27 protein-coding genes are annotated in these 26408 nt (G+C 71.6%); 13 read left to right on the top strand and 14 right to left on the bottom strand.

Annotated elements, in window-relative coordinates:
* Nucleotides 1-16 precede the first annotated feature (16 nt).
* The 9 genes from ACWDRB_RS28205 to ACWDRB_RS28165 all read right to left on the bottom strand — a co-directional run bounded on the left by ACWDRB_RS28205 (nt 17) and on the right by ACWDRB_RS28165 (nt 10274).
* Nucleotides 17-1342 carry an aminopeptidase P family protein gene (locus ACWDRB_RS28205; RefSeq protein ID WP_449898528.1) on the bottom strand — a complete coding sequence of 442 codons (1326 nt, stop codon included), beginning with the start codon at nt 1340-1342 and terminating at the stop codon, nt 17-19.
* Entirely contained in the window at nt 1335-2621 is a 1287-nt protein-coding gene (locus tag ACWDRB_RS28200; protein ID WP_350731927.1) for an alpha/beta fold hydrolase, read from the bottom strand. Before ACWDRB_RS28200 ends, ACWDRB_RS28205 begins: the two co-directional genes overlap by 8 nt.
* Nucleotides 2618-3430: an ATP-binding cassette domain-containing protein gene (locus ACWDRB_RS28195; RefSeq protein ID WP_449898524.1), complete on the bottom strand. Its 813-nt coding sequence runs from the start codon at nt 3428-3430 to the stop codon at nt 2618-2620. The genes ACWDRB_RS28200 and ACWDRB_RS28195 overlap by 4 nt, the downstream gene beginning before the upstream one ends.
* Entirely contained in the window at nt 3427-4239 is an 813-nt protein-coding gene (locus ACWDRB_RS28190) for an ABC transporter ATP-binding protein (RefSeq protein WP_449898521.1), read from the bottom strand. The genes ACWDRB_RS28195 and ACWDRB_RS28190 overlap by 4 nt, the downstream gene beginning before the upstream one ends.
* A complete protein-coding gene (locus ACWDRB_RS28185; RefSeq protein ID WP_449898518.1) occupies nt 4236-5234 on the bottom strand; it encodes an ABC transporter permease in 999 nt (332 codons plus the stop codon). The genes ACWDRB_RS28190 and ACWDRB_RS28185 overlap by 4 nt, the downstream gene beginning before the upstream one ends.
* The gene (locus ACWDRB_RS28180) at nt 5231-6145 is read right to left on the bottom strand and encodes an ABC transporter permease (protein ID WP_449898517.1); all 915 of its coding nucleotides are present in this window, start codon (nt 6143-6145) and stop codon (nt 5231-5233) included. Before ACWDRB_RS28180 ends, ACWDRB_RS28185 begins: the two co-directional genes overlap by 4 nt.
* Nucleotides 6146-7849 carry an ABC transporter substrate-binding protein gene (locus ACWDRB_RS28175; protein ID WP_449898514.1) on the bottom strand — a complete coding sequence of 568 codons (1704 nt, stop codon included), beginning with the start codon at nt 7847-7849 and terminating at the stop codon, nt 6146-6148.
* Nucleotides 7846-9759 carry a glycoside hydrolase family 127 protein gene (locus ACWDRB_RS28170; protein WP_449898512.1) on the bottom strand — a complete coding sequence of 638 codons (1914 nt, stop codon included), beginning with the start codon at nt 9757-9759 and terminating at the stop codon, nt 7846-7848. The genes ACWDRB_RS28175 and ACWDRB_RS28170 overlap by 4 nt, the downstream gene beginning before the upstream one ends.
* A 137-nt stretch (nt 9760-9896) precedes the next feature.
* On the bottom strand, nt 9897-10274 hold the full coding sequence (locus ACWDRB_RS28165) for a hypothetical protein (protein WP_449898510.1): 378 nt from the start codon (nt 10272-10274) through the stop codon (nt 9897-9899).
* A 172-nt stretch (nt 10275-10446) separates the two neighbouring features.
* Here ACWDRB_RS28165 and ACWDRB_RS28160 point away from each other — a divergent pair, with 172 nt between their 5' ends.
* From ACWDRB_RS28160 to ACWDRB_RS28145, 4 genes are all read left to right on the top strand, one after another.
* The gene (locus tag ACWDRB_RS28160; RefSeq protein WP_449898508.1) at nt 10447-11184 is read left to right on the top strand and encodes a hypothetical protein; all 738 of its coding nucleotides are present in this window, start codon (nt 10447-10449) and stop codon (nt 11182-11184) included.
* A gap of 96 nt (nt 11185-11280) precedes the next feature.
* On the top strand, nt 11281-11811 hold the full coding sequence (locus ACWDRB_RS28155; RefSeq protein ID WP_449898506.1) for a hypothetical protein: 531 nt from the start codon (nt 11281-11283) through the stop codon (nt 11809-11811).
* Nucleotides 11812-11842: 31 nt separating this feature from the next.
* On the top strand, nt 11843-12832 hold the full coding sequence (locus ACWDRB_RS28150; RefSeq protein ID WP_355200902.1) for an aldo/keto reductase: 990 nt from the start codon (nt 11843-11845) through the stop codon (nt 12830-12832).
* Between the two features lie 69 nt (nt 12833-12901).
* Nucleotides 12902-13549, top strand: coding sequence for a DedA family protein (locus ACWDRB_RS28145; protein WP_350731945.1), 648 nt, complete (start codon nt 12902-12904; stop codon nt 13547-13549).
* On the opposite strand, the gene ACWDRB_RS28140 is transcribed toward ACWDRB_RS28145, so the two are convergent.
* Complete coding sequence (locus tag ACWDRB_RS28140) at nt 13493-14233, bottom strand: GntR family transcriptional regulator (RefSeq protein ID WP_449898503.1); 741 nt, start codon at nt 14231-14233, stop codon at nt 13493-13495. The two genes, ACWDRB_RS28145 and ACWDRB_RS28140, sit on opposite strands and share 57 nt — an antisense overlap.
* A 103-nt stretch (nt 14234-14336) precedes the next feature.
* Between ACWDRB_RS28140 and ACWDRB_RS28135 the strand changes: the two genes are divergently transcribed.
* On the top strand, nt 14337-15110 hold the full coding sequence (locus ACWDRB_RS28135; RefSeq protein ID WP_350731948.1) for an inositol monophosphatase family protein: 774 nt from the start codon (nt 14337-14339) through the stop codon (nt 15108-15110).
* A 5-nt stretch (nt 15111-15115) separates the two neighbouring features.
* Here ACWDRB_RS28135 and ACWDRB_RS28130 read toward each other — a convergent pair whose 3' ends face one another.
* The 3 genes from ACWDRB_RS28130 to ACWDRB_RS28120 all read right to left on the bottom strand — a co-directional run bounded on the left by ACWDRB_RS28130 (nt 15116) and on the right by ACWDRB_RS28120 (nt 17349).
* Nucleotides 15116-15820 (bottom strand): HAD family hydrolase, encoded by a 705-nt coding sequence (locus tag ACWDRB_RS28130; protein ID WP_449898501.1) that lies wholly within the window; start codon nt 15818-15820, stop codon nt 15116-15118.
* 25 nt (nt 15821-15845) lie between these two features.
* Nucleotides 15846-16571, bottom strand: a complete 726-nt coding sequence (locus tag ACWDRB_RS28125) for a hypothetical protein (RefSeq protein WP_449898499.1) — start codon at nt 16569-16571, stop codon at nt 15846-15848.
* Nucleotides 16572-16695: 124 nt separating this feature from the next.
* Nucleotides 16696-17349: a GntR family transcriptional regulator gene (locus ACWDRB_RS28120; protein WP_397370116.1), complete on the bottom strand. Its 654-nt coding sequence runs from the start codon at nt 17347-17349 to the stop codon at nt 16696-16698.
* A 54-nt stretch (nt 17350-17403) separates the two neighbouring features.
* On the opposite strand from ACWDRB_RS28120, the gene ACWDRB_RS28115 reads away from it, so the two are divergent.
* Both ACWDRB_RS28115 and ACWDRB_RS28110 read left to right on the top strand, forming a co-directional pair.
* The gene (locus ACWDRB_RS28115) at nt 17404-18591 is read left to right on the top strand and encodes a CaiB/BaiF CoA transferase family protein (protein WP_449898496.1); all 1188 of its coding nucleotides are present in this window, start codon (nt 17404-17406) and stop codon (nt 18589-18591) included.
* On the top strand, nt 18588-19412 hold the full coding sequence (locus tag ACWDRB_RS28110) for an HpcH/HpaI aldolase/citrate lyase family protein (protein WP_449898493.1): 825 nt from the start codon (nt 18588-18590) through the stop codon (nt 19410-19412). The genes ACWDRB_RS28115 and ACWDRB_RS28110 overlap by 4 nt, the downstream gene beginning before the upstream one ends.
* Here the strand turns inward: ACWDRB_RS28110 and ACWDRB_RS28105 are convergent.
* A complete protein-coding gene (locus ACWDRB_RS28105; RefSeq protein ID WP_449898490.1) occupies nt 19409-20044 on the bottom strand; it encodes a TetR/AcrR family transcriptional regulator in 636 nt (211 codons plus the stop codon). The two genes, ACWDRB_RS28110 and ACWDRB_RS28105, sit on opposite strands and share 4 nt — an antisense overlap.
* 118 nt (nt 20045-20162) lie before the next feature.
* On the opposite strand from ACWDRB_RS28105, the gene ACWDRB_RS28100 reads away from it, so the two are divergent.
* The 6 genes from ACWDRB_RS28100 (at nt 20163) to ACWDRB_RS28075 (ending at nt 26389) form a co-directional block, all read left to right on the top strand.
* The gene (locus ACWDRB_RS28100; protein ID WP_449898488.1) at nt 20163-21158 is read left to right on the top strand and encodes a sugar ABC transporter substrate-binding protein; all 996 of its coding nucleotides are present in this window, start codon (nt 20163-20165) and stop codon (nt 21156-21158) included.
* Nucleotides 21155-22186 carry an ABC transporter permease gene (locus tag ACWDRB_RS28095; RefSeq protein WP_350731959.1) on the top strand — a complete coding sequence of 344 codons (1032 nt, stop codon included), beginning with the start codon at nt 21155-21157 and terminating at the stop codon, nt 22184-22186. Before ACWDRB_RS28100 ends, ACWDRB_RS28095 begins: the two co-directional genes overlap by 4 nt.
* Nucleotides 22183-22938, top strand: a complete 756-nt coding sequence (locus ACWDRB_RS28090; protein ID WP_449898485.1) for an ATP-binding cassette domain-containing protein — start codon at nt 22183-22185, stop codon at nt 22936-22938. The genes ACWDRB_RS28095 and ACWDRB_RS28090 overlap by 4 nt, the downstream gene beginning before the upstream one ends.
* A gap of 101 nt (nt 22939-23039) precedes the next feature.
* A complete protein-coding gene (locus ACWDRB_RS28085) occupies nt 23040-23996 on the top strand; it encodes an alpha/beta hydrolase (RefSeq protein WP_449898974.1) in 957 nt (318 codons plus the stop codon).
* 168 nt (nt 23997-24164) lie between these two features.
* Entirely contained in the window at nt 24165-25472 is a 1308-nt protein-coding gene (locus ACWDRB_RS28080; RefSeq protein WP_355200918.1) for an MFS transporter, read from the top strand.
* Entirely contained in the window at nt 25469-26389 is a 921-nt protein-coding gene (locus ACWDRB_RS28075; RefSeq protein ID WP_449898482.1) for a hypothetical protein, read from the top strand. The genes ACWDRB_RS28080 and ACWDRB_RS28075 overlap by 4 nt, the downstream gene beginning before the upstream one ends.
* The last annotated feature ends 19 nt before the right edge of the window (nt 26390-26408 follow it).

The following is a 26408-nucleotide window of genomic DNA, read 5'->3' as shown; positions in this document are numbered from 1 at the left end:
GGAGAACCCGCGGGGGTCAGACCGTGGACTCCTTGGCCCAGCGTTCCAGGCCGGAGGCGTCGATGGGCAGGGCGTCCGACAGGATGTCCGCGCCGGACGGCGTCACCAGCAGGTCGTCCTCGATCCGCACCCCCACCCCGCGCAGCTCCGGCGGGACCGTGAGGTCGTGGGCGTGGAAGTACAGGCCGGGCTCGACGGTGAGCACCATGCCCGGCGCCATGGCGGCCCCGTGGTAGGCCTCCGGGCGGGACTGGGCGCAGTCGTGCACGTCCAGGCCCAGGTGGTGGCCGATGCCGCAGATCAGGTAGCGGCGGTGGTGCTGGCCGGTGTCGGACAGGGCCTCGTCCACCGAGACCGGCAGCAGTCCCCAGTCGTCCAGGCCGCGCGCGATGACCTCCATCGCCGCGTGGTGGAAGTCGGTGAAGCGCCGGCCGGGGCCGACCGCCGCCAGGCCCGCCCGGTGCGCCTTCTCCACCAGGTCGTGCACCTGCCGCTGGGCGGGGGAGAAGGCGCCGGAGGCGGGGAAGGTGCGGGTGACGTCGGCGGTGTAGTGGCTGCGGACCTCCACGCCCATGTCGAGCAGCAGCAGCTGGTCCGGCAGGACGGGTCCGTCGCAGCGCACCCAGTGCAGGGTGGGGGCGTGCGGGCCGCTGCCGACGATGGTGGCGTAGCCGGGGCCGTTGCCGTACGCCCTGGCGTAGCGGTCGAACGTGCCCTGCAGCCACCGCTCGCCCGCTCCCTCGATCGCCGCCGGGACCTCGGCCAGCACGGCCGCGAAGCCCTCGACCGTGCGGTCCACGGATTCGCGCAGCTGGCCGATCTCCCACTCGTCCTTGATCATGCGCAGCTCGGCCAGCACCCGGGGGAGCTCCTCCACCGGTTCGGACGTGTCCGTGAACTCCGACAGCGGCCGCACCGCGACCCCGAGCGCCGCCGACCACTCGGCGAGGGACGGGGACGGGCCCACCCACAGCTCCCCGTACGCCGCGTCGGCGAAGAAGCCGATGTCGCCGGGTCGGGCGGGCGGCGGCAGGTAGAGGGTGGCGGCGCCGTCCGCGATCACGGCGACGGCGCTCTCCACGGCGCAGCCGGTGAGCCAGTAGAAGTCGCTGTCCACGCGGAAGTCGTAGGCGGTGTCGTTGCTGCGTACCGGAGCCCGGCCCGCCTTCACCACCACGGTCCTGCCGGGCAGCGCGGCGGCCAGGCGCTCGCGGTGCGCGGCGGCCGCCTCGGCCGCCCCGGGCACGAGGTCGGGGGTACGGGCGGGGGCGTCCCAGCCCTGGGCGATGAACTCGCGGAACGCGGGGACCTCTGTCAGCTTGGGGGGTTTGCCGTCACTCACTGGTGATTCCTCCTCCTATGTCGCGCACCAGTCCGGTCAGGCGGGCGAAGACGCGCTCCTCGCCGATGCCGTCGTGCTCGTACTCGTTGGTGACCCAGGCCTGCGTGTTGCCCACCCTGGAGGCGGTGTCCAGTTGCAGCCCCGAGTCGACGTACATGTCGTCGAAGTAGACGGCCGCCGCCACCGGCACGTCGTTGGCCGCCAGGCGGTCCAGGTCGTACAGCGCCGGCCACTCGGCCCGTTCGGCGAGCAGGTCGACGGCGGCGCGGAAGGGGCGCAGCGCGCGGATCTCCGCGAACATCCACGGATAGATCATCTCGCCGGTGAACAGCAGCGGCCGGGCGTCCTCGGCGAAGGCGGGGTGGTTGGCGCGCTCGCGCTGCGCCGCCCAGGCGGTCGCGCCGGGACCGGAGCCGTAGATGCTCTCCTGCAGCGCGGCGAACAGCGGGTTGTCGGCGTAGGAGGAGCGGGCCAGCACCTGGTGCAGGAACGTCTCCGGCAGTTCCCCTCCTTCCAGCAGGGCTTCGTCGAGCAGCCAGTGCATGCGCTCGTACCCCGGCTTCATGCCGAAGTCGATCCCCAGCGACTGCAGCCGCCGCACGGTGAGCGTGTCGCCGTCGGGCAGCAGCACGTCGCCGTAGGCCAGCCGGTCGGCCAGCCGGGCCACCGTCTCGGCGTGGTGCGGGTAGCGGCGGTAGAACTCGGCGTTCTTGGCCGCGACCCGGGGATAGGTGCGCCGGTAGACCTCCGACGCGTCGGGGTCCACGGAGGGCAGCCCGCCCGCCACGTAGCAGGCGCTCAGCCCTTCGGGCGCCTGCGACAGGTACGTCAGCGTCAGGAAGCCGCCGTAGCTCTGCCCGAGCGTCGACCAGCGCCGCCCGCCGAAGACGGTCTTGCGCAGGTGCTCGGCGTCGGCCACGATCGAGTCCGCGCGGAAGCGGGCCAGGTAGTCGGCGCCCTCCTGCGGGTCGAGCGCGCTCATCACCCGCCCGTCGATCCGCGAGCTGCGGCCGGTGCCCCGCTGGTCGAGCAGGATCACCCGGTACTTCTCCAGCGCCTGGCCGAGCCAGCCCGACGTGCCGACGGGACGCGGCCCCTTGCCGCCCGGCCCGCCCTGCAGGTAGAGCAGGCACGGCAGGTCGTGGCCGTCCCGGGTGGGGTCCACGAGCTCCCTGGCGAAGACCCTGATCGTGGCCTCCGGGTCCGACCAGTCGAGCGGCACCTCCACGACGTGGTCGCGTACCCGCATCCCCGGGATCGTGTAGGTCGCGGTGATCACAGCTTCTCCCTCCTGCGGCGGTCCCACTCCGGGTTGATGCGCGGGATGGCCGCCAGCAGCGTACGCGTGTAATCATGCCGGGGCTCGCCGAAGACCTGCTCGGCGTCCCCCAGTTCGACGATCTGCCCCTTGCTCATCACCGCGACCCGCTGCGCGATCTGCCGGACGACGGCCAGGTCGTGGGCGATGAACACGTAGCTGAAGCCGCTCTCGCGCTGCAGCCGCCGCAGCAGCTCGATCACCTGGGCCTGCACCGACACGTCCAGCGCCGAGACGGCCTCGTCGCAGATCACGAGCTTGGGGTTGACGGCCAGCGCGCGGGCGATGCCGATGCGCTGCGCCTGCCCGCCGGAGAACTGCGCGGGGTAGCGGAGCGAGTGGTCGGGGTTCAGGCCGACCCGCTCCATCAGCTCCTTGGCGTGCGCCCGCCGCCCGCCGTCGGGCGCGATGCCCTGGTAGTCCAGCGGCGCCATCAGGATCCGCTCCACCGTGTGGCGGGGGTTGAGCGAGGAGAACGGGTCCTGGAAGACGACCTGGACGTTGGCGCGGAAGCGGGCCAGCGCGGCCCCCTTGGCGTGGGTGACGTCCTCGCCGTCGAACTCCAGCGTGCCCTCGCTCGGGTCCATCAGCTTGGCGATCATGCGGGCGGTCGTCGACTTGCCGCTGCCGGACTCGCCGACCACGGCCAGCGTCTCGCCGAGCCGTACCTCGAAGCTGACCTGGTCGACCGCCGTGAACTCGGCCCTGGCGCCCAGTGGGCCGCGCGAGACGAACCGCTTGGTCAGGTCCTTGGCCCGCAGCAGCGTCATGCCTTCACCCCGCCGTCTACTGGATCGTCGATGCGCGGGATGCTCTCCAGCAGCATCTTGGTGTAGTCGTGGCGCGGCTCGGCGAAGACCTGCTCGGCGGTGCCGTACTCGACCTGCTCGCCCTGCCGCATCACCAGCACGCGGGTCGCGATCGAGCTGATCACGGCCAGGTCGTGCGTGATGAACACCATGCCCATGCCGCGCTCCTGCCGCAGGCCGGCCAGCAGCTTCAGGATCTGCGCCTGCACGGTCACGTCCAGGGCCGTGGTCGGCTCGTCGGCGATCAGCAGCGCCGGCGAGCACACCAGGGCCATCGCGATCATGACGCGCTGCCGCTGCCCGCCGGAGAACTGGTGCGGGTAGTAGTCCACCCGCCGCTCCGGTTCCGGCAGGTCCACCTGCCGCAGCGCCTCGATCGCGACCTTCCGCGCCGCCGCGCGCGAGCCGCCGCGGTGGGCACGGTACATCTCCTCGATCTGCAGGCCGACCGTGTAGTACGGGTTCAGGGACGACAGCGGATCCTGGAAGATCATCGACATCTGGTCGCCGCGCAGGCGACGCAGGTCCCGGTCCGGGCGGCCGAGCAGCTCCGTGCCGTCCAGCCGGATGCTCCCGCTGGTCCTGGCGCCCTTGGGCAGCAGCCCCATGACCGCCAGGCTGGTCATGGACTTGCCGGACCCGGACTCGCCGACGATGCCGACGGTCTCGTCCCGTCCGACGGTGAAGGACACGCCCTTGACCACGTCCACCGGGCCGCGCGTGGTGGGGAAGGTGACGGTGAGGTCCTCCACGACAAGCAGGTCGCTCATTTGGCCGTGATCCTCACTCTCGGGTCCAGCCTCGTGTAGACGAGGTCGATCACCACGTTCCCGATCACCACGAAGAACGCCGCCAGCAGCGTCACGGCCATGATCACCGGCTGGTCGTTCTTGGTGATGGAGTCGGCGGCCATCTTGCCGACCCCGTTCAGCCCGAACACCGTCTCGGTGATCAGCGCGCCGCCCAGCAGCGCGGCGAAGTCCATGCCGAAGATCGTGGCGATGGGCGTCAGCGCCGGGCGCAGGGCGTGCCTGCGCATGGTCAGGGCCGGGCTCAGGCCCTTGGACCGGGCCGTGCGCATGAAGTTCTCGGCGAGGGTGTCGATCACGTTCGCCCGGGTGAGCCGGCTGTAGAGGCAGGCGTAGCCGGTGGCCAGCACGATCCACGGCATCAGGTACGACTGGAACCACACCACCGGATCGTCGGCGAACGCCACGGCCCGCGGGAACGGCAGCACCTGCAGCTGCACCACCAGCACGTACTGCAGCGCCAGCGCCAGCACGTAGTTGGGGACGCTGGAGCCGCCCAGCGCCAGCCCCATCGCCGTGCGGTCCCACCAGGTGCCCTCCTTGACCGCGCTGAGCAGCCCCGCCGCGATCCCGATGAGCAGCCACAGCACCGCGGCCCCGATCGCGACGGTGGCGCTGACCGGCAGCCGCTCGACCACCATGTCCCACACGGACTGGCCGGTCTGGAAGCTGTAGCCCAGGCACGGGGCGCCGCAGTGCACCAGGTTCGCGCCCTGGCCGTAGTCGCGCCCGGCGAAGATCCCGACGAGGAAGCCGAAGAACTGCTTCAGCAGCGGCTCGTCCAGCCCCAGCACGGCGTGGATCTGGTCGATGCGCTCCTGCGTGCACGTCTTGCCGCAGATCATCACCGCCGGGTCGGGCTGGAGCGTGAAGAAGATGATGAACGTGAACAGGCACACCAGGAAGAGGATCAGCACCACCCCGGCGAGCCGCCCGGCGATGTAACGCGCCATCATGAGGCCTCCCCGGCGTCGAAAGCGGCCCGCAGCCGGTCCCCGAGCACCGTCAGCGACAGCACGGTGAGGAACAGGAACACGCCGGGGATCGCGAAGTACATGGGATCGACGGAGTACCAGGCGACCGAGCTCGAGATCATCTGCCCCCACGACGGCGTCGGCGGCGTGACGCCGACACCCAGGAACGACAGCCCCGCCTCGGTGCCGACGTAGCCGGGCACGGCCAGGGTGGTCATCACGATCAGCGAGCTGCGCAGGTTCGGCAGGATCTCCTTGAACACCAGCGCGCCCGTGGAGGCGCCCGACGCGCGGGCGGCCTCCACGAACTCCCTGTTCACCAGCGTCATCGTCTGCCCGCGCACCACCCGCGCCAGGTACGGCCAGCCGAACACGCTGATCACCAGGACCAGCAGCACCGGCCGGTTCCCCTGCGGCAGCGACGACAGGATCGCGATCATGAAGATGAGCGCGGGGAAGGCCATGAGGAAGTCCATGACCCGGCAGATCACCTGGTCCACCCAGCCCTGGTAGAACCCGGCCAGCATGCCCAGCACCACGCCCAGCAGGGTCGTCAGCGCCGTGGCGGAGGCCGCGATCAGCAGCGAGACGCGCGCGCCGTAGGCGATGCGGGCCAGGATGTCGCGGCCGTTCTGCGGCTCGACGCCGAGCAGGTGGTCGGCGCTGATGCCGCCGAGCGACCCGCGCGGCACCCCGCCCAGGTCGGTGTTGACGGCGGCGGTGTCGAAGTCGTTCGGGCCGTGGCCGGTGATCGCGCTGATCAGCGGCGCTCCGATCGCCATCAGCACGATCAGCGACAGGAACGCGGTGCTCAGCACCGCGCCCCTGTCGCGCAGCAGCGCGCTCGTGACCCGTGCCCTCGACGTGCTCGGGGAGTAAGCGACGACGGCCATTTACTTCGTCGGCTTCGCCAGGCCGACGGAGATCAGGTCGATGCCGCCGGAGAAGGAGTTGGACTGGTAGGCGCCCGCGATGTTCGAGCCGACCAGGAGGATGAGCTTCTCGTAGGCCAGCGGGACGATCGGCGCCTCCTTCATGATCTGCTTGTCCAGCTCGCCGTAGGCCGCGTTGGCCGCCTGCACGTCCGTCATCGCGGCGATCTCGTCGATCCGCTGGTTGATGCCCTTGTCGTTGATCTGCGCGAGGTTGGCGTTGCCCTTGTCGGTGATGTTGCGGCCGTCGAACAGCGGGGGCAGGAACGTCGCGCCGGAGGCCCAGTCGGGGCACCAGCCGGTGACGGCGGCGTCGTGCTGCTGCGCCGGCGTGCCGATGACCTCGTAGTACGTCGAGGTGTCGATGTTGTTGATCTTGACGTCGATCTTCACCTGCTTGAGCGCGTCCTGGATCGCCACCGCCACCGCGGCCATCTTCGGGTCCGGCCGGGTGTCGAGCGTCAGCGTGAACCCGTTCGCCTGGCCGGCCTCGGCCAGCAGCTTCTTGGCCTCCTCGGGGTTGTACGGGTACGGGTCGTAGTCGACCCGGCCCGCGACCGTGGGCGGCTGGATCGAGGTGCCCTTGGCGGCCAGGGCGCCGCCGCCCATGCCCGCGACCACGGTGTCCTTGTTGATCGCCAGGTTGATCGCCTGGCGCACGCGCACGTCGTTCAGGGGCTTCTTGGTGGTGTTCAGGCCCATGTACGTGGTGCAGCCGTTGAGCCCGGCCAGCGTGCGCTGCTTGATCTGGGGCGCCTGCACCCGCGCCACGGTCGCCGCCTGGATCGACGGGCCGATGGCGTCGGTGTCGGTGCCTTGCTCGGCCAGCATGCGCTCGTCGATGGTGGCCGCGTCGAGGCCGAACGTCCATTCGAACGCGTCCGGCTTGGCCGCCCGGACGGTGTCGGTCTCACGCTTCCACTGCGGGTTGCGCTCCAGCTTCAGCGACACGCCGCGCTGGTAGCTCGCCACCTTGTACGGCCCGCTCGAGATCGGCTTGGTGTCGAAGGCCGCGCCCGCCCCCGTGCCCTTGGGGAAGGGGGTGAAGTTGGCCAGCGCGAGCGCGCTCGGGAAGTCGGCGTAGGGCTTCTTGAGGTGGAAGACGACCGTCTTGTCGTCGGGCGTCTCAATCGTCTTCAGGTCGCCGTCCAGGTACGGGCCCTTGTAGTCCTTGGGCGCGTCCAGCAGCAGCTTCCCGTACGGGGAGCCGATCCCGGCCTCCGGGTCGAACGTGCGCGAGAAGCCGAACTTCACGGACTCGCTGTTGATCGGCGAGCCGTCCTCGAAGAACAGGTTGTCCTTGAGCTTGAACGTCCACGTCTTGCCGCCGTCCGACGGTGTGCCGGTGTCGGTGGCCAGGTCGGGCACGATCTTCGTGCCCTCGGCGCCCGGACCCGCGCCGAACATCGTCAGCCCCCGGTAGATGAGCCGGTAGAAGTTGTTCACTCCACCGTCGAAGCCCCGCGTCGGGTCCAGATGGGAGAAGTCCGCCTTGTTCAGGATGTGCACGGTGCCGCCCGTCGCGGCCGGCGCGCCCGGCCCGCCCGAGGCGCCCGTGCCCGTGCCCGCGCCGGGGGCCGCCGCGCCGCCGCCCCCGCCACAGGCGCTGAGCGCCAGCACGGTGGTCATGGTGACGCTCGCGAGCGCCGCCGATCTCCTCATCATGATGCCTTCTTTCCGTTGGTCCAGGGGGTCCTGACCCAGACCCGCATGGCTTGGGGGCCGCGGTTGCCCCACAGGAAGTAGGGGACGAAGGTCGCCGCGACCCTCGTCTCCGGGAGCGCCTCGTGCAGAGGGAGCTCGGGGTAGAGCTCGGCGGTGGGCGGGGGAGCCGTGTCCGCCTCCACGCGCAGCACGACGGCCGCGTCGCGGCGCTCGGTGTGCGCGTTAACAACGTCGTGGGCGTCGACGAGCAGGTCGTCGACGGGGGCCTGCGGGCTGTCGTGCTGCTCGACGCAGTACACGAGCGGCCCCCGGGCCAGGCTGACCGCGCCCCGGGTGGCGTCCAGGTAGGGGTGCGAGCCGTGCGCCCGGACCGGCATGGGCAGGGTGAGGCGCACCTCGTCGCCCGGCGACCACGTGCGGTGCAGGGTGACCCAGCCGCCGGACTCCGGCGCGTCGCAGGGCTCGCCGTTGACGGTGACGGTCACGTTCCGGGCCCAGCCGGGGACGCGCAGCACCAGCCCGTACGGCCCGGCCGGGGCCCGCTCGACGGTGATGCGCACGTCGCCGTCCCACGGGTAGGCCGTCTCCATCGCCAGCTCCAGCTCGGCCGTCCGGATCGTGGCCTGCGTGTAGGCGGTGATCAGCACGGCGCCGTCCCGCTCGGCCGCCACGTAGTCGGCGAGCTGGGCCATCCACCGCACGATGTTGGGCGGGCAGCACGGGCAGGTGAACCAGGCGCGGCGCAGCGCCTCGCCGCCCGCCTCCGCGCCGCTGCGCTGCGCGTGGTCGGGGCGGCGCTGCAGCGGGTTGTCGTAGAAGAACGCCGTGCCGTCGGCCGACAGGCCCACGGCGTAGGCGTTGTAGAGCACGCGCTCGAACACGTCGAGGTACTTCGCGTCGCCGCCGGCCAGGAACATCCGCCACGCCCACTGCATGACGCCGATGGCCGCGCAGGTCTCGCTGTAGGCGCGCTCGGACGGCAGCTCGTAGCGGTCGCCGATCGCCTCGTCGGAGTGGCGGCTGCCCAGGCCGCCGGTGACGTACAGCTTGGTCGCCACCATGTCGTCCCAGAGCCGCTCCAGCGCCTCGAACAGCGACCGGTCGCCGGTCTCCAGGAAGACGTCGGCCGCGCCCGCCGCCAGGTAGGCCATGCGCACCGCGTGGCCGGTCACCGACGGGAGCTCGCGGAAGGGCACGTGGTCCTGGAAGTACTCGCCGGGGAAGATGCGGTGCTCCATCTGCCCGGTGCCGCGGCGGTCGACGAACGCCGCCGCAAGCGTCAGGTAGCGGCGCTCGCCCGTCTCCCTGTACAGCTCGACCAGCGCCATCTCCACCTCGGGGTGGCCGCAGACGCCCGTCTCATTGAATCGCTCCACCGCCAGGTCGGCGAAGCGCGTGGCCACGCGCAGCAGCCGGTCGTCGCCCATCCGCCGGTTCGCGGCGACGGCCGCCTGGATGAGGTGGCCCAGGTTGTACAGCTCGTGCCCCCAGGCCAGGTCCTCCCACGGCTTCTTTTCCGAAGAGGGGTCTTGGAAGAAGGAGTTGAGGTAGCCGTCGCCGGCCTGGACCCGCTCCAGCAGGCCGACCACCTCGTCGAAGAACTCCCCGGCCGAGGTGTCTCCGTCGCCGAGCTCGTACGCCAGACCTTCGAGGGTCTTGTACAGGTCGGTGTCGAGGAACGGGTACCGGCCCCGGTAGGGGGCGGGGTCGTCCTCCAGGAGGCGGCTCAGGTTGGCGACGTTGCCCGCCGCGCGGAGCTGCTCGACGGTGTGGGGGATTGTGGCCCTGCGGTTGCGGCGCTGCCAGTCATGCAGCAGTCCGCCGGTGATACGTGCTCCGGACAGCGGCCGCACTGCTCCTGCGATGGTGCTTACGGCGCCGGCCAGGGGCCTGACCTGCTTGGACGTCATGAACCTTCCCAGTAATGTGTGGCATTGCACTGAACCTTAGGTGTCTGGGAGGTAAGTTGCCAAGGGTTAGGACCGGATGGAAAAAAGAACGTAACCCGTCCGGAAACTACCGGACGGGTCGGTCTGGCGCTCGGCTCCTATGCGCCGTACGGGGCGGGGCGCCAGGACGCCCAGTCGATGCGCACCCGGTCACGCCGCTGCGGGTCCACCTTGACCGGCACCACCGCGCCGGGCACGACCATGCCCATGGGCAGGCGCGGCAGCGACTGCCGGTGCGTGACCCGGTGCACCTGCCCGTCCTGCGTCCGCACGCCCAGGACGAAGCTGACGAGCGGCTGCCCGTTGATCGTCACGCCGGTGTCGGCCATCGACTCGATCACCGCCTGCGCGGCGATGCCGGTGGACAGGAGCTGCCGGCCGGTCCAGGAGGCGATCAGGAACGGCAGCCCGACGCACGCCAGGACCAGGAGCGCCACCCCTGTGATCACCATCGACATCCACAGTCCCGTGCCCATCGCTCTCCCCGCCCTCTCCTCGCCCGCCGCAGGCGTCTCCCGAGTTGTACGCGGGACGGATTGCACGCCACTTGATCGCCGATTACACGGGGGCGATTGAGTAGCCCGTACTCAGGCGTTCATCGCGCCGCCGGGGCTGTACTGGGTGCCCAGCGGAAAACCGGAGGCGACCATGCACGCGCACCACGACCAGGGCCATGACCGGGCCCAGCCCGAGACGTTCGACGTCCACGGAATGCTGCTCTTCGGCGACGACCCGCTCTATTTCTCGCACCTGCCGATGTTCCACGTCCCGGCGCACCGCTTCCAGGTGCTCATGGAGGTCGGCTTCCGCGACGACGTGCGCGAGGTGGTGCGCAAGGTCGACGACCTGCGCACGTTCGTGCCGGACCCGTTCGACATCCTGGAGCTCGACCCCGACGGCGGGCCGGTGCGGACCTCGGTGCGGGGCACCGTCTTCCAGGGGCACTTCGAGCGCGGCGGCACCCCGATCGCCGAGGACGTCACGGCGCGCATCAAGCGCGTCTTCTTCTTCCGGCGGCTCGACCCGGCGGCCCGTCACGACGACCAGGCGCCGCTGAGCTACCTGTGCTTCGGCCGGGCGGGCGGGCTGCACCTCGCGCACGAGATCACCGCCCGCCCCGACTTCGACCAGGTCCTCGCCGTCCGCCTGGTCCCGGGGACCGTGCGCCACGAGCCCGGCGTCACCGGCGAGCCGCCCGCGGACTTCGAGCGTCCGGTGCCGGTGACGTTCGGCCGGGCGGACACGCCCCGGCGGCGGCTCGTGGTGGGCGACACGGCGGAGGGGGACTTCGACCTGGGCGTCTCCCGTACCGGGGAGCACGGTTTCCACGCCCAGGTGGAGGTGGTCGACGAGATCTACATGGAGACGGGGGACCTCAGCATGTGACGCGCCCGTCGAACCGCTGCGGCCACTCCCACGTGAACGTGCTGTACGTGGAGCGCGGCTCCTTCGGCCGGCCCGCCCGGCAGTAGATTGTGCCGGGTGAGACGCGTGTCCGTGGTGGGGAACTCCGGGTCGGGGAAGTCGACGCTGGCGGCCGCGCTGGCCGGGCGGCTGGGGGTGCCGTGGCTGGAGCTCGACTCCGTCTTCCACATGGCGGGGTGGACGCCGCGCCCGCCGGAGGAGTTCCGGGCCGAGGTCGACGCGTTCACGGCGGCGGACGGGTGGGTGGTCGACGGCAACTACTCCGCCGTACGCGACCTGGTGTGGTCGCGGGCCGACACCGTGGTCTGGATCGACCTGCCCAGGCCGGCGGTCATGCGCCAGCTCCTGGTCAGGACGCTGCGCCGGATGGCCACCGGCGCCGAGCTGTGGAACGGCAACAGGGAATCCCTCCGCTTCCTCCTCGACAAGGACGAGTCGATCATCCGGTGGGCCTGGACGAAGCACGCCGTCTACCGGGAGCGCTACCGGCGGGCCGCCGCCGATCCCGCCAACGCGCACCTCGACTTCGTCCGCGTGGCCTCCCGAGCCGACGCCGAGCGGATCGGACGACGGACTGACAAAAATTGAAATCTGTCAGTCCAATGGGCATACTGGCCGTATGAGAACTCTGGGAACCGGCGGACCTGTCGTGTCCGACCTCGGGCTGGGCTGCATGGGGATGTCCGACTTCTACGGGCCGGCCGACACGTCCGAGTCCATCGCCACCATCCACGCCGCCCTCGACGCCGGCATCACGCTGCTCGACACCGGCGACTTCTACGGCATGGGCCACAACGAGCTGCTCATCCGCCAGGCGCTCGACGGCCGCTCGCGCGACGACGTGCGGATCAGCGTGAAGTTCGGGGCGCAGCGCGACTACGACGGCAACTGGCTCGGCTATGACGGCCGGCCCGCGGCCGTCAAGAGCTCGCTCGCCTACACCCTGCGCCGCCTCGGCACCGACCACGTGGACGTCTACCGGATCGCGCGGGTCGACCCGGCCGTGCCGATCGAGGAGACCGTCGGCGCCATCGCCGAGGAGGTCGCCAAGGGGCGCGTGCGGCACGTCGGGCTGTCGGAGGCCGGGGCCGAGACCATCCGGCGGGCCCACGCCGTCCACCCGATCGCCGACGTGCAGCTCGAATACTCGCTGCTGTCCAGGGGCATCGAGCGGGACATCCTGCCGGCCTGCCGCGAGCTGGGCGTCGGCGTGACCGCGTACGGGGTGCTGTCCAGGGGGCTGCTCAGCGGCCACTGGTCCAAGGACCGCGAGGTGGTCGCCGGCGACTTCCGCGCCGCCAGCCCGCGCTTCTCCGGCGACAACCTGGCGCACAACCTCACGCTGGTGGAGGCGCTGCGGAACCTCGCCGAGGCCAAGGGGGCCACGGTCGCGCAGCTGGCCATCGCCTGGGTGCTGGCCCAGGGCCAGGAGATCGTCCCGCTCGTCGGGGCGCGGCGGCGCGAGCGGCTGGCCGAGGCCCTGGGCGCGCTGGACGTGAGCCTGACCGCCGAGGACCTGGCGGCCGTCGAGGCGGCCGTCCCCGAGGGCGCCGCCGCCGGCTCGCGGTACGCCGAGGCGCAGATGTCCATGCTGGACAGCGAACGCTGACCGTCCGGTGCGGAAGGAAGGTCTCGATCGCGGGTCTTGTGGTGATGTGACGGCGCTAGGGTTGCGCGCGTGCATATCGACGAATGGTTGCAGGCGATCCCGGCCGGCTGGCTTTACGCCATGGTCGCGCTGGTGATCGGGTTCGAGAGCCTCGGCATCCCGCTGCCCGGCGAGATCGTCCTGGTCAGCGCCTCGATCCTGGCGTCCAAGGGCGTGGTGCACCCCTTCTGGGTCGGTGCGTGCGCGAGCGCCGGGGCCATCCTGGGGGACTCCGCGGGCTACGCGATCGGGCGCAGGGGCGGCGCGCCCCTGTTCGAGCGGCTCGGGCGGCGCTTCCCGAAGCACTTCGGGCCCCGGCACATCGCCAAGGCCGAAGGGTATTTCCAGCGGTTCGGGGTGTGGGCGGTCTTCGTCGGGCGGTTCATCGCGCTGCTGCGCATCCTGGCCGGGCCGCTGGCGGGGGCGCTGCGCATGCCGTACTGGAAGTTCGCCGTCGCCAACGTGCTCGGCGGGATCGTGTGGGCGGGCGGCACCACCACGGTGATCTTCTATCTCGGGCTCGTCGCCGAGAAGTGGCTGAAGGGCTTTTCGTGGGTGGGGCTCGTGGTGGCCGTGGTGTTCGGGATCTGCACCACGCTCTACCTGAAGCGGCGGGCCGCCTCAGCGCTCGATGAGAGTGACCTCGAGGGAGTAGTGCGAGGCCCGGTAGACGTGTGAGCCGTGCTCGACGGCCCGGCCCTGGTCGTCGTACGTGGTGCGGATCATGGTCAGCAGCGGCGCGCCGCGGCGCTCGTCCAGCAGCCTGGCCTCGGCCTGGGTGGCGGCCCGTGCGCCGATCCGCTGGTTGGCGACCCGCATCCGCACGCCCGCGGCGCGCAGCAGCTCGTACAGGCCGCGGCTCTCCAGGTCGGCGGCGGTGAGCTTGGCCAGGCCGAGCGGCAGCCAGTTGTGCAGCACCGCCAGGGGCTCTCCGGCCGCGAACCTCAGGCGCTCGAGATAGAGGATCTCCGCGCCCGCCTCCACGCCCAGGATCTGGGCGACCTCCTCCTCGACCGGGCGCGGCTCCAGCGCCAGCACCTGCGTGGCCGGCTCCTGGCCCGCCCTGCGCAGGTCGTCGTAGAGGCTCGTCAGCTCCACCGAGCGCTTGACCTGCCCGTGGACGACCTGGGTGCCGACGCCGCGCTTGCGCACCAGCAGGCCCTTGTCCACGAGATACTGGATGGCCTGGCGGATCGTGGGCCGCGACAGGCCCAGCTTGTCGGCCAGCAGGATCTCGTTGTCCAGCCGGGAGCCGGGCGCCAGGTCCCCTCGCCGGATGGCCTCGGCGATCTGCTCGGCCACCTGGAAGTAGAGCGGCACGGGACTGGATCGGTCCAGGTCGATGGCGAGATTCGCGGTCATGCTGATCAGCTTAACGCAGGTCAGAATGTCCTGACAAACAACCGGGCCGGGCGAAGTGGGCATAGAGGGTCATGATGCCCTTTCCCCTGCTTCGGGAGTGAAGATGGACGTGACGTACCTGCTGGACATCGCCACCGAGGCGGCCAGAGCCGTCGGGCCCCGGCTGCGCAAGGCCTTCAGATCCCGGCCCGAGGTGTCCACCAAACGCGACTTCCACGACCCGGTGACGGAGCACGACCGCGCCGCCGAGGAGACGATCCGCGCGGTCATCGCGGCCCGCGTGCCCGAGAGCGTGATCGTCGGCGAGGAGGGTGGCACGACCGGCTCCGGCGACCTCGTCTGGTACATCGACCCCATCGACGGCACCGCCAACTTCGCCGCCGGGCTGCCGTTCTTCTGCGTGTCGATCGCGGTGGCCGCACGCGGCGAGCTGGTCGCCGGCGTGGTGTACGACCCCGTACGCGAGGACGAGTTCGGCGCCTCCACCGAGGGGGCCTGGTGCAACGGCACGCCGTTGAGGAGCGCCGGAGCCACGAGAGACCGGGAGGCGATGCTCCTGTCGAGCTATCCGACGCCCGCGGACCTGGAGGCGGACGGAGAGGAGGCGCTGCGCCGCTACGGCCGGTTCCTGGAGTCCTTCTCGGCCGTGCGCAAGCCGGGCAGCGCCGCGCTCAAGCTCGCGCACGTCGCCGCCGGCTGGTCGGACGCCGCCTACGGCACCCGCGCCCACCCCTGGGACGTGGCCGCGGGGGCGCTGCTGGTGCGCCAGGCGGGCGGCGTCTACCTCGGTGACCCGCTGGCACAGGGGTCCTACCTGGCGCATGTGGGCGGCTTCGACCTGGACGGCTCGGTGCTGGCCGAGCTCGCGCCCCGGTGACGCCGCTAGCGAAGCAGCCGCGGGAGCTCGGTCAGTGAGGTGATGCGCGGGAAGCCGGCGGGTGGCGGCTCGACCCCGAGCCGGTCGAGCCAGACCGAGCGCATCCCGGTCGCCGCCGGCCCCGTCACGTCGTTGATCACGTCGTCGCCCACCAGCAGCACCTGCTCCGGCGCCAGCCCCAGCGCCGCGGCGGCGCCGGTGTAGGCGGCGGGCGACGGCTTGAAGTGGCCGCCCAGCACCTCGCCCGTCAGCACCGGCCCGACCAGGTCGGCCAGCCCGATCGTGCGGACCTTCGCCTCCTGCATCGGCAGCACCCCGTTCGTCAGCACCCCGAGCGCGAACCCGCCCAGCTCCGCCACCGCCCCCGCCGCGTCCGGGTAGGCGATCCAGCCCTGCCGGTAGCGTTCGCCGAAGTCCGCGTAGGCGGCGTCCAGGTCGCCGGGCGCCGGCACGGCCAGTTCCTGGCAGAGCGCGCGCAGGCGGCGGCGCCGCTGCTCCTGCGCGGAGCACTCGCCCGCCTGCCACATCGCCAGGTACACCGCCTCCAAGCCGGCCCAGAGCGCGGGCACCTCGTCCAGGCGCGGATGACCGGGGGAGTGTGCCGTCACCCACGCGACGATCGCGGCGTCGGCGGCGCCACGGTGGTCGAACAGGGTGCCGTCGAGGTCGAACAGGACCCCTTTGACGCCCGGCATGAATCTCGCGGTCACAGCGGCGCTCCGGTGGTGGGTGCGGTCACGAAAGGGCCGCGGCGGCGATGCGGGCGGCCGTCTCCCGTGGAGGGTATCCGAGGGTGAGGCCGCGGACCGACAGCGGCGCCCGGGCGAAGCGGGCTTCGCCGTTCTCGCTGAGGATGTAGTGCAGCGCGGGGGAGTGGCCGCCGTGCGCCTCCAGCGCCGCCACCTCCGGCTCGGCCAGGTCGGGCGGCAGCGCGCCGCGGTAGTCGGCGATCAGCGCGTCCAGGTCGAACAGCTGCGCGTAGCGCTCGGCCGTGCCCGCCACGACCCTGATCAGCCCGCCGACCGGCTCGGCGTGGTAGACGAGGCCGGTGCCGCCGCTCTTGGCGAACCAGCGCAGCGCCTCGGCCGCGGGCAGCGTGAACGCCCCGTACGGCTTGCGCCCGTACAGCAGGGCGTCGGCGATCCACCGGTCGCACCACAGTTCGTCGTGGTACGGCGAGGGGGAGCCCGGGTCGACGGCCAGCCCCTGGGCCAGCACCGGGTTCCAGGCCGAGACCAGCGGGCTGCTGAACCGCGGCATGCGCGGCCCGCTCCAGTGGCTGAGCGCATAGCCGTACCAGATGGTGACGACCTCGACCCGCCGGTCGGGAAGGGGCCGTTCGTAGGTGCCGTTCATGACCTGGCCGCCGTCGGGGTGCCGCCAGGAGCCTGGGACGATGCCTGCGGCTGCGGGGACCGGAGGGGTCCGGTAGTCGGGATGCAGTGTCCACGCGTCCGCCACAGTCCCTGCCCCCTCGGGTGCCAGACCACTTGAGTGGCCATCGTGCAACAGGTGTAATCGAGTTGCAATAGAGCAGAGCCGAACGCTGATTTTTGTCATCGGCGGCCATGACGTACGTATTCGGTCAGTGCTGTTGCCGGTAATCCCCGGCCCGGCGCACGTGGTCGATCATGATGCGTTCCGCGGCCTCGGCGTCGCCGGCCGCCAGCGCGGCCAGGATGCCCTCGTGCGCGTCGAGCTGGGCCCGCACCTGGGCCTCGTCCAGCCACAGCGACGCGTCGGCGGGCACCGGGACGCTGTTGCGCACCGATCTGGCGTGCGCGCCCAGGAAGGCCGGGCCGCCGATGTCCACGATGCGCAGGTGGAATCGAACGCTCTGCTCCCCGAGCCGGTCGTGCCTGCCGTGCGCGGCGTCCTCGGCCATCGAGGCGTGCAGCTCGCGCAGCCCGGCCAGCTCCTCCGGGGTGATCCGGCCCGCCGCCAGGCGCGCGCCCAGGCCCTCGACCACCGCGCGCAGGCCGTAGTACTCGGCCAGGGCATCGTCGCCCAGGTCAACGACGGTCGCGCCGTGATGCGCCTCGTAGCTGATCAGCCGGTCCTTCTCCAGCCTGCGCAGCGCCTCGCGCACGGGGGTGACCGACACGCCCAGCCGGCGGGCCACCTCCCCGGCCCGCAGCGCCGTGCCGCCCGGGATCCGCGCGGTGCGGATCTCGTCGAGCAGCACGCTGTAGACGTACTCGGCCTTGCTCATCGGCGGCCGCGGCTCAGTAGGCGACATGTCCCCATTTTCCATAGATTGACCTATGACATATTTCTTATAAGTTACATACCTATGACGAGCCTCGCAGACCTTCGGGTCATCGACGCGGCGACCCTGTTCGCCGGTCCCTCCGCCGCGATGATGCTGGGCGACTTCGGCGCCGACGTGATCAAGATCGAGCACCCCCGGCGCGGCGACCCGTCGCGCGGGCACGGCGCGTCCGTGGACGGCGTGGGCCTGTGGTGGAAGACGCTCGCGCGCAACAAGCGCACGGCGGCCGTGGACCTGTCGCACCCCGACGGCCAGGGGATCCTGCGCCGCCTGGCCGAGCGGTCCGACGTGCTGATCGAGAACTTCCGCCCCGGCACCCTCGAACGCTGGAACCTCGCCCCCGAAGACCTGCTCGAGCTCAACCCGCGGCTGATCGTGGCGCGGATGACCGGGTTCGGGCAGTCCGGGCCGATGGCCAGGCAGCCGGGATTCGGGACGCTGGCCGAGGCGATGAGCGGGTTCGCGGCCATGACCGGGCAGCCCGACGGGCCGCCCACGCTGCCGCCGCTGGCGCTCGCCGACGGCATCGCGGGCCTGGCCATGTCGTACGCGATCATGGTGGCCCTGCGCGCCAGGGAGCAGAGTGGACGGGGGCAGGTCATCGACCTGGCGATCATCGAGCCGATCCTGGGCATCCTGGGGCCGCAGATGACCGCGTACAAGGCGCTGGGCGTCGTGCCGCGCCGCACCGGCAACCGGTCCAGCAGCAACGCGCCGCGCAACACGTACCGGACCCGGGACGGGCGGTGGCTGGCCATCTCCACCAGTGCCCAGCCCGTCGCCGAGCGGGTGGTCGCCCTGGTGGGGCGGCCCGACCTGGTGGAGCAGCCGTGGTTCGCCAGCGGCGCCGGGCGCGTCCAGCACGTGGACGAGCTGGACGAGGCCGTCGCGTCCTGGATCGCCGAGCGGGACGCCGACGAGGTCATCGCCCGCTTCGAGGAGGCGCAGGCCGCGATCGCGCCCATCTACGACGTCTCCGACATCGCCGAGGACCCGCAGTACGCGGCGCTGGAGACGTTCGTGGAGGTGCCGGACGAGGAGCTCGGCAAGGTCACCCTGCAGAACGTGCTGTTCCGCCTGTCGGACACGCCCGGAGCGATCCGCTGGCCGGGACGGCGGCTCGGGCGCGACACCGACGAGGTGCTCGCGGAGCTCGACTACACCGGCGAGGCGATCGCCGCCCTGCGCGAAGAGGGCGTGATCGCGTGATCGTCACCTGGCTGTACGTGCCCGGCGACCGGCCCGAGCGCTTCGACAAGGCCGTCGCCTCCGGGGCGGACGTCGTCATCATCGACCTCGAGGACGCGGTCGTGCCCGCCCGCAAGGACGAGGCCCGCGCCAACGCCGTCGCCTACCTGCGCGCCCGCCGGGGCTCCGAGGGGGAGACGCGGGTGCACGTGCGGGTCAACGACCTGGCCACCGGGCGAGGGCTGGCCGACCTCGAGGCCGTCGGGGAGCTCGCCGACGCCGTGCGGCTGCCCAAGGTCGAGTCCGTGGCCGTGCTCGACGCGGTCACCGGCGCTCCGGCGTACGCGCTGCTGGAGTCGGCGGCCGGGATCGTCGCGGCGCGCGAGATCGCGGCGCACCCGAAGGTCGCCGGCGTGGCGCTCGGCGAGCAGGACCTGTCCGCCGAGCTGGCCATCACCGACGAGCGGGCCATGGACCACCTGCGGCTCCAGGTGGTGCTCGCCGCGGCGGCGGCCGGCCTGCCGCCGGTGCCCATGGCCGTCTACCCGAACGTCAAGGACGAGGCCGGCCTGCTGGCCTCCTGCCTGGCGGGCCGCGGGCTCGGCATGTTCGGCAGGACCGCCATCCACCCCCGCCAGATCCCCGTGATCAGGCAGGCGTTCCGCCCCTCGGAGGAGGAGGCGGCCAGGGCCGCGGAGATCGTCGAGGCGGCCGAGCAGGCCGAGCGCGCGGGCCTCGGCGCGGTCGCGCTACCCGACGGCCGCTTCGTGGACGCCCCCATCGTCGCCCGGGCCCGCCGCACCGTGGCGCTGGCGAGCCGCCTGGCCGACCAGGAGGGTTAGGACGGGTACCAGCGCGTCGACAGCTCCTCGTCCACGGGGGGTGGGCCCGGCAGCTCCCGGTGCGCCGGCGGCACCCGCAGCGAGTCCATCACGAGCGCCAGGTAGCGGTGGCGCAGCTGCGCGGTGCGCTCCTCGTCGCCGAGCTTGATCGAGGCCAGCTGCTCGAACAGCAGCGCGATGTCCGCCGTGGTCACGTCCGGACGCAGCACGCCGGCCTCCACCGCGCGGCGGTGCGCCTCGGTGGCCAGCGACGAGGCCCGGAACGCGGCGCGGCCCAGCTCCTCGGTCGGCGTGAACGTGCCCGCCAGCTTGATCGTCAGGGAGTTGGTGTCGGCGTCCACGATGCCGCGCAGGTAGGCGGCGAACGCCTCCCACGGGTCGCCTTCCCGGGCCAGCGACCGCTCGGTCACCTCGCTGTAGAGCTGGAGACCGTCGCCGCACAGCTTCTGCAGCAGCGCCTCCTTGCTGGGGTAACGGCGGTAGAGCGCGCTGATCCCGACGCCCGCCTTCTCGGCCACGGCCGCGATGGGGGCGCCAGGGTCGGCGGTGAAGACCGCCCGGGCCGCCTGCAGGATCAACTCGTCGTTGCGGGCGGCCTGCGCCTTGCGGCCGCTCATGGGTGCGCTCGTCATACCCGCCAGTATATCGGAACGTAAGATTCCGTTCTAGTGTGAACAAGTCCGCATGTCTATACATAGAAATGATATTGAGGTAGAACCAGGGCGAGCCCGTTGGTCTTGGAGGTGTCCTATGAGACGTACCCCGATCGTGCTGGCCCTGCTGGGCGCGCTCGCCGTGAGCGGCTGCTCCTCCTCCGGAGGGCAGAGCGCGCAGAGCGCTCCCGCCGCGAGTTCCGCCGCCGCCCCAGGCGAGAACTCCGCCGCCGCGAGCGCCAGCTTCGCCGTCATCACCCACGCAGGCGCCGGCGACTCCTTCTGGGACGTGGTCAAGAACGGCGCCGAGGCCGCGGGCAGACAGTACGGAGTGAAGGTCACCTACCAGGGTGACGGCGACCCCGCCAAACAGTCGCAGCTCATCGACCAGGCCGTCTCCGAGAAGGTGGACGGCATCGTGGTCTCCATGGCCAACCCCGACGCGCTCAAGGAGGCCATCGGCAAGGCCGTCGCGGCGAAGATCCCGGTGGTCACCATCAACTCGGGCGCCGACTCCTCCAAGGCGTTCGGCGCGATCACGCACGTCGGACAGTCGGAGGACGTGGCCGGGCGCGGCGCGGGCGAGCAGCTCAAGGCCGCCGGCGTCACCAAGCTGCTGTGCGTCATCCACGAGGCCGGCAACGTCGGCCTCGACCAGCGCTGCAAGGGCGCCGAGCAGACGCTGGGCGGCACGGTCGAGCGGCTGCAGGTCGACGTGAGCAACCTGGCCGACGTCACCTCCAAGGTCACCGCCAAGCTCCAGTCGGACAAGCAGGTCAACGGCGTGCTCGCGCTCAACCCGGCCGTCGCGATCGCCGCCAGGGACGCCATCAAGGACTCGGGCTCGCCGGCCAAGCTGGCCACGTTCGACCTGTCGGGCGACGTGGTGAGCGCGATCAAGGACGGGGAGATCCTGTTCGCCGTGGACCAGCAGCAGTACCTGCAGGGCTACCTGCCGATCACGTTCCTCAACCTGTACAAGAACAACCTCAACACCGTCGGCGGCGGCCTGCCCGTCAACACCGGGCCGGGCTTCGTGACCAAGGACAACGCCGAGCAGGTGGCCAAGCTGGCCGAGGCGGGCACGCGATGACCCTGGCGGCCGACGAGCGGGTCGCCGACGTCGGTCTGGCCCGCCGGCTGCTGATCCGGCCCGAGCTGGGCGCGGTGGTCGGGCTGGTCGTGGTGTTCGTGTTCTTCGCCTCCCAGTCGCCGGTGTTCCGGTCCCTGGACGGCATCGCGAACTGGCTCGACCCGGCCGCCACGCTCGGCATCATGGCCGTCGCGGTCGCGCTGCTCATGATCGGCGGCGAGTTCGACCTGTCGGCCGGCGTGCTGACCGGCACGAGCGGGCTGATCCTGGTCACGCTGGCCACCCGCTACGGGTTCAGCGTGTGGGCGGCGATGCTCGTCGGGCTGGTCGTGGCGCTGGCCATCGGGTTGGCCAACGGCCTGGTCGTCACCAGGACCAGGCTGCCCAGCTTCATCGTCACGCTGGGCACGTTCCTCATGCTGCAGGGCCTCAACCTCGGCGTCACCAAGGCCATCACCGGGACGGTGCAGGTCAGCGGCCTGCGCCGGGCCCCCGGCTTCGAGGCCGCGAACGCGATCCTCGCCGGGACGATCCAGATCGGCGGGACCTCGTTCCGGGTGGCGATCCTGTGGTGGATCCTGGTGACCGCCGTGGCCACCTGGGTGCTCATGCGTTCCAAGGCCGGAAACTGGATCTTCGCGGTGGGCGGCAACGAGCAGGCCGCCCGCGCGGTCGGCGTGGCCGCCGCCCGTACGAAGATCGCCCTGTTCATGACGACGGCGTTCGCCGCCTGGCTGGTCGGCACGATCCTCGCGCTGCGCTACACCTCCGTGCAGGCCAACATCGGCATCGGGCAGGAGTTCATCTACATCATCGCCGCCGTCATCGGCGGCTGCCTGCTCACCGGCGGGTACGGCTCCGCGATCGGGGCCGCCATCGGCGCGGTCATCTTCGGCATGGCCGACAAGGGCATCGTGTTCCTGGGCTGGAACGCCGACTGGTTCAAGTTCTTCCTGGGAGCGATGCTGCTGCTGGCGACGCTGGCCAACCGCCTGGTCAGGCGGTACGCCGAGGAGGTGAAGCATTGATTCTGGAGACCAGGGGCATCGGCAAGACGTTCGGGTCGGTGCTGGCGCTGCGCGAGGTGTCGATGGGCGTGCGGGCCGGCGAGGTGACCTGCGTGCTCGGCGACAACGGCGCCGGCAAGTCCACGCTCATCAAGATCCTCGCCGGGGTGCACCAGCACGACGCCGGCTCGTTGCTGGTGGACGGCCAGGAGGTGCGCTTCGCCAGCCCCCGCGACGCGCTCGACCGCGGCATCGCGACCGTCTACCAGGACCTGGCGATGATCCCGCTCATGTCGGTCTGGCGGAACTTCTTCCTCGGCTCGGAGCCGAAGAAGGGCCTGGCCTTCGACGTGGCCAGGGCCAGGAAGGTCGCCCGCGAGGAGCTGCGGGCCATGGGCATCGACATCCGCGACGTGGACCAGCCGGTCGGCACGCTCTCCGGCGGCGAGCGGCAGTCGGTGGCCATCGCCAGGGCCGTCTACTTCGGGGCCCGCGTCCTCATCCTCGACGAGCCCACCTCCGCGCTGGGGGTCAAGCAGGCCGGGGTGGTGCTGCGGTACATCGCCAGGGCCCGCGACCGGGGGCTCGGCGTGGTCTTCATCACCCACAACCCCCACCACGCCTACCCGGTGGGCGACCGGTTCCTGCTGCTCAACCGGGGCGCCGGCGTGGGCGAGTACGGCAAGGCCGACATCACCACGCAGGAGCTGACCGCGCTCATGGCGGGCGGGGCGGAGCTGGAGGAGCTGGCGCACGAGCTGCAACAGGAGTGACCATTTTGGTGGGAATTTGACCATTTTGGGCGGTGGTCTGGAGGTGCGAATAGGCACAAATCCCTCGGCGTGACATTCACCGGGGGGTCATCGTGACCACAATGATCAAGCGGGTCGTCCTGGAGCCGGCGGCGCAGGAGTTCGCGGACGCCACCGCCCGGCGCCCGTTCATCTACGAGCTGCCGCCCGAGGACGGTCGCGAGGCGCTGGAGCGGCTCCAGTCGGACCCGAACGTGCCCAGGCCGGAGATCGACGAGGAGTGGATCCAGGTCCAGGGCGGCCCGACCGGCCTGGTGCCGGTCCGGATCGTCAGGCCCAAGGGCGCCACGGGGACCATGCCGGTCATCTTCTACATCCACGGCGCGGGCTGGGTGTTCGGCTCCGCCCACACCCACGACCGGCTGGTGCGGGAGCTGTCCGTGCGCTGCGGCGCCGCCGTCGTCTTCCCGGAGTACGACCGCGCTCCCGAGGCGAAGTACCCCACGCAGATCCAGCAGAACTACGTCGCGGCCCGCTGGGTGTCGGAGCACGGCAAGGAGAAGAACCTGGACCCGGCGCGGATGGCGGTGTGCGGGGACTCGGTCGGCGGCAACATGGCGACCGTGCTGGCCATGATGGCCAGGAAGCTCAACTTCGTGCAGCTGCGCGGGCAGTGCCTGTTCTACCCGGTCACGGACGCGAGCTTCGACACCGAGTCCTACCGGCAGTTCGCCTCCGGCTACTACCTCAACCGCGACGGCATGAAGTGGTTCTGGGACCAGTACACCCCCGAGTCCTCCCAGCGGGGCGAGAGTCACGCCTCGCCGCTGCGGGCCCGGTCGGAGGAGCTGCGCGGCCTGCCGCCCGCGCTGATCATCACGGGCGAGGCGGACGTGCTGCGCGACGAGGGCGAGCTGTATGCGGCGCGGCTGCGCGAGCTGGGCAACGACGTGACGGCGGTGCGGATGGCCGGCATCGTGCACGACTTCGTCATGCTCGACAAGCTGCGCGACACGAACGCCTGCAAGACGGCCATGACCCTGGCCACGACCATGCTGCGGCGGTGGATCGAGTCTTGATCTACGCGCCCGCGGCGGTTCCCCCGGGGCCCTTATTACGCCGCCCGCCCCTGACGCAGGGCGGGCCGCACAGATCGTGCGGCCCGCCAGTGCGGCATGCACAGGGCCGCCGGACGAGGGCGGCTTTATGGTGCGGCCATATTCAGCGCCCCCCTCCGAGGAGCTTCCATGACCGCCGTCGACTCCCGAACGATCCCCATCGGCGCGGCATTCGATCGGATGCCGTTCACCCGCAGGCACGTGCTCATCGCGCTCGCGCTGTTCATCGCGTTCGTCATCGAGTCGTGGGAGCAGCTCGCCCTCGTCTACGTCTCCGGCGACCTCGGCACCGCCTTCGGGATCGACGAGGCCGGGGTCGGCGTCGTGCTGTCGGCGGTCGCCTTCGGCATGATCCCCGGCGTGCTGGTGTGGGGGCCGGTGGCCGACCGCGTCGGTCGCAAGCCGGTCGCGTTCTGGTCACTGCTGGCGTACGGGGTGATCGCGCTCGCCTCGGCGTTCGCGCCGAACATGACGGTGCTGGTGACGCTCCGGGTGGCCTCCGGGCTGGCGCTGGCCGGCGTCTACACGATCACCTTCCCCTACTTCCTGGAGCTGCTGCCGACCCGCTCGCGCGGGCGGGCGGCGGTCTACCTGTCGATCGGGTGGCCGATCGGCATGCTGGCCGCGATCGGGGCGTCGATGACGCTGGGCGGCCTGGGCTGGCACGTCGTGGTGATCGCCAGCGCGGCGGCGGGGCTGTGGGCGTTCGCGATCCGGGCGTGGGTGCCGGAGTCGCCGTACTGGCTGGCCGCCCGGGGCCGCCAGGAGGAGGCGCGCGCCGTGCTGCGCGCGCTGAACAGCCCCGACTCCGAAGCCACGTTCACCGTGGCGAGCGAGCGGGTGGGCCGGCCGCTCGACCTGTTCCGCGGCGGGCTCGCCCGGATCACCGTGGTCATGTTGCTACTGAACTTCGTCTTCAACTGGGGCTACTGGGGCCTGCAGACGTGGCTGCCGACGCTGCTGCAGCAGAAGGGCCTGACGCTGTCGGCCTCGCTCGGCTTCGCGGCGCTGAGCGCGCTGATGATGATCCCCGGGTACGTGAGCGCCTCCCTGCTGACCGGCCGGTTCGGCCGCAAGAAGGTGTTCCTCGTCTACGTGGTGGCGGCGCTGCTGGGCGGCCTCTGGTTCGCCACCGCCTCCTCGACCACCGGCCTGTACCTCGGCAACTTCGTGCTGTCGTTCTTCAGCCTCGGCGCCTGGGGCGTCTGGAACACCTGGAACGGCGAGTTCTACCCGACCGCCCTGCGCGGCACCGGGTACTCGTGGGCCACGGCCGCGCAGCTCGTGGCCACCACGGTCGCGCCGTCGGCGGTGGGGGCGCTGCTGGCCCACGCCACCGGGTTCACCGCTACCATGCTGATCATCAACGCGTTCATGGTGGCCACGGCGCTGCTGGCCGTGCCGCTGCCGGAGACCGAAGGACGCGAGCTGGAGTGATCCTCGGCGTCGCCCTCGTACGGCCCTCGCCGGTGCTGGTGGCCGTCAGGGACGGCGCGCCCGAGTGGCCGGTGAGCCGCGCCGCCGCCCGCGCGGCGGCGCGGGCGTGCGTGGCCGTGGACCTGGGCGACGTGCCCACCGCCGCGGTGGCGGCGATCCGGGTGGGCGGGCCGTGCCCCGAGGCGCTGCGCCCGCGCGTCGGCTCCGGGACGGCCACGATCGTGCGCGGCGGCCACAGCCTCACCGGGCGCGTGCTGGCGCCGCTGGACACCGAGGCGGTCCGGCGCTTCGCCGCCACGTGCGGGCTGACCGACTTCGCGGTGACCGCGACCGGCTCCCCCATGCTGGCCGACCACGAGCTGGCCGTGGCCGCGATCATCGCGGCCGAGGTGCCGCAGGCGCGGATCACGCTGTCGTACGAGTTCGGCCATCCGGGGCTGCGCGAGCGCGAGCAGGCCACGATCCGCAACGCGGCGCTCGGCCCCGAGGCGGGGCGGATCGCCGACGAGGCGGCCCGGGAGCTGCCCGGGGTGCCGGTGTTCTTCGCCAGGTCGGGCGGCGGGCTGGTGTCGGCCCACTACTTCCGGCGCTACCCGCTGGCCTGCGACCTGGGCGGGACGGCGAGCCTGGCGCGCGGGCGGGTGGTGCTCCCCGGCGTCCCCGGCGAGGTGGCGGCGGCGTACGGGGCGGCGGTCGGGCGGCCGGAGGCGCAGGTGGAGCGGATCGTGCAGGCGCGGGGGCGGGCGGAGCTGGACCGGGTGCTCCAGGACGCCAGGGACGAGGCGCTCACCCGCGTGGTCAGCGCGGGCGCCCTGCCCGGCTCGGCCAGGATCGCGGAGACGACCGTGAACCCGCTGTCGTACCTGCCGGACGGGCTCTACCGGGTGCGGGTGACGGCCGAGGGGACGATGCCGTGAACCCGCCCATGAATCCGCC

The organism is Nonomuraea sp. NPDC003707, assembly GCF_053587055.1.
This window is presented reverse-complemented; position numbering and strand designations above follow the sequence as displayed.

Coding starts and splice junctions, on each gene's coding strand:
- ACWDRB_RS28195 (WP_449898524.1), bottom strand. CDS start 3,430: ATGACGCTGCTGCGGGCCAAGGACCTGACCAAGCGGTTCGTCTCGCGC.
- ACWDRB_RS28190 (WP_449898521.1), bottom strand. CDS start 4,239: ATGAGCGACCTGCTTGTCGTGGAGGACCTCACCGTCACCTTCCCCACC.
- ACWDRB_RS28185 (WP_449898518.1), bottom strand. CDS start 5,234: ATGATGGCGCGTTACATCGCCGGGCGGCTCGCCGGGGTGGTGCTGATC.
- ACWDRB_RS28180 (WP_449898517.1), bottom strand. CDS start 6,145: ATGGCCGTCGTCGCTTACTCCCCGAGCACGTCGAGGGCACGGGTCACG.
- ACWDRB_RS28175 (WP_449898514.1), bottom strand. CDS start 7,849: ATGATGAGGAGATCGGCGGCGCTCGCGAGCGTCACCATGACCACCGTG.
- ACWDRB_RS28170 (WP_449898512.1), bottom strand. CDS start 9,759: ATGACGTCCAAGCAGGTCAGGCCCCTGGCCGGCGCCGTAAGCACCATC.
- ACWDRB_RS28165 (WP_449898510.1), bottom strand. CDS start 10,274: ATGGGCACGGGACTGTGGATGTCGATGGTGATCACAGGGGTGGCGCTC.
- ACWDRB_RS28160 (WP_449898508.1), top strand. CDS start 10,447: ATGCACGCGCACCACGACCAGGGCCATGACCGGGCCCAGCCCGAGACG.
- ACWDRB_RS28150 (WP_355200902.1), top strand. CDS start 11,843: ATGAGAACTCTGGGAACCGGCGGACCTGTCGTGTCCGACCTCGGGCTG.
- ACWDRB_RS28140 (WP_449898503.1), bottom strand. CDS start 14,233: ATGACCGCGAATCTCGCCATCGACCTGGACCGATCCAGTCCCGTGCCG.
- ACWDRB_RS28135 (WP_350731948.1), top strand. CDS start 14,337: ATGGACGTGACGTACCTGCTGGACATCGCCACCGAGGCGGCCAGAGCC.
- ACWDRB_RS28120 (WP_397370116.1), bottom strand. CDS start 17,349: ATGTCGCCTACTGAGCCGCGGCCGCCGATGAGCAAGGCCGAGTACGTC.
- ACWDRB_RS28115 (WP_449898496.1), top strand. CDS start 17,404: ATGACGAGCCTCGCAGACCTTCGGGTCATCGACGCGGCGACCCTGTTC.
- ACWDRB_RS28105 (WP_449898490.1), bottom strand. CDS start 20,044: ATGACGAGCGCACCCATGAGCGGCCGCAAGGCGCAGGCCGCCCGCAAC.
- ACWDRB_RS28100 (WP_449898488.1), top strand. CDS start 20,163: ATGAGACGTACCCCGATCGTGCTGGCCCTGCTGGGCGCGCTCGCCGTG.
- ACWDRB_RS28095 (WP_350731959.1), top strand. CDS start 21,155: ATGACCCTGGCGGCCGACGAGCGGGTCGCCGACGTCGGTCTGGCCCGC.
- ACWDRB_RS28085 (WP_449898974.1), top strand. CDS start 23,040: ATGATCAAGCGGGTCGTCCTGGAGCCGGCGGCGCAGGAGTTCGCGGAC.
- ACWDRB_RS28080 (WP_355200918.1), top strand. CDS start 24,165: ATGACCGCCGTCGACTCCCGAACGATCCCCATCGGCGCGGCATTCGAT.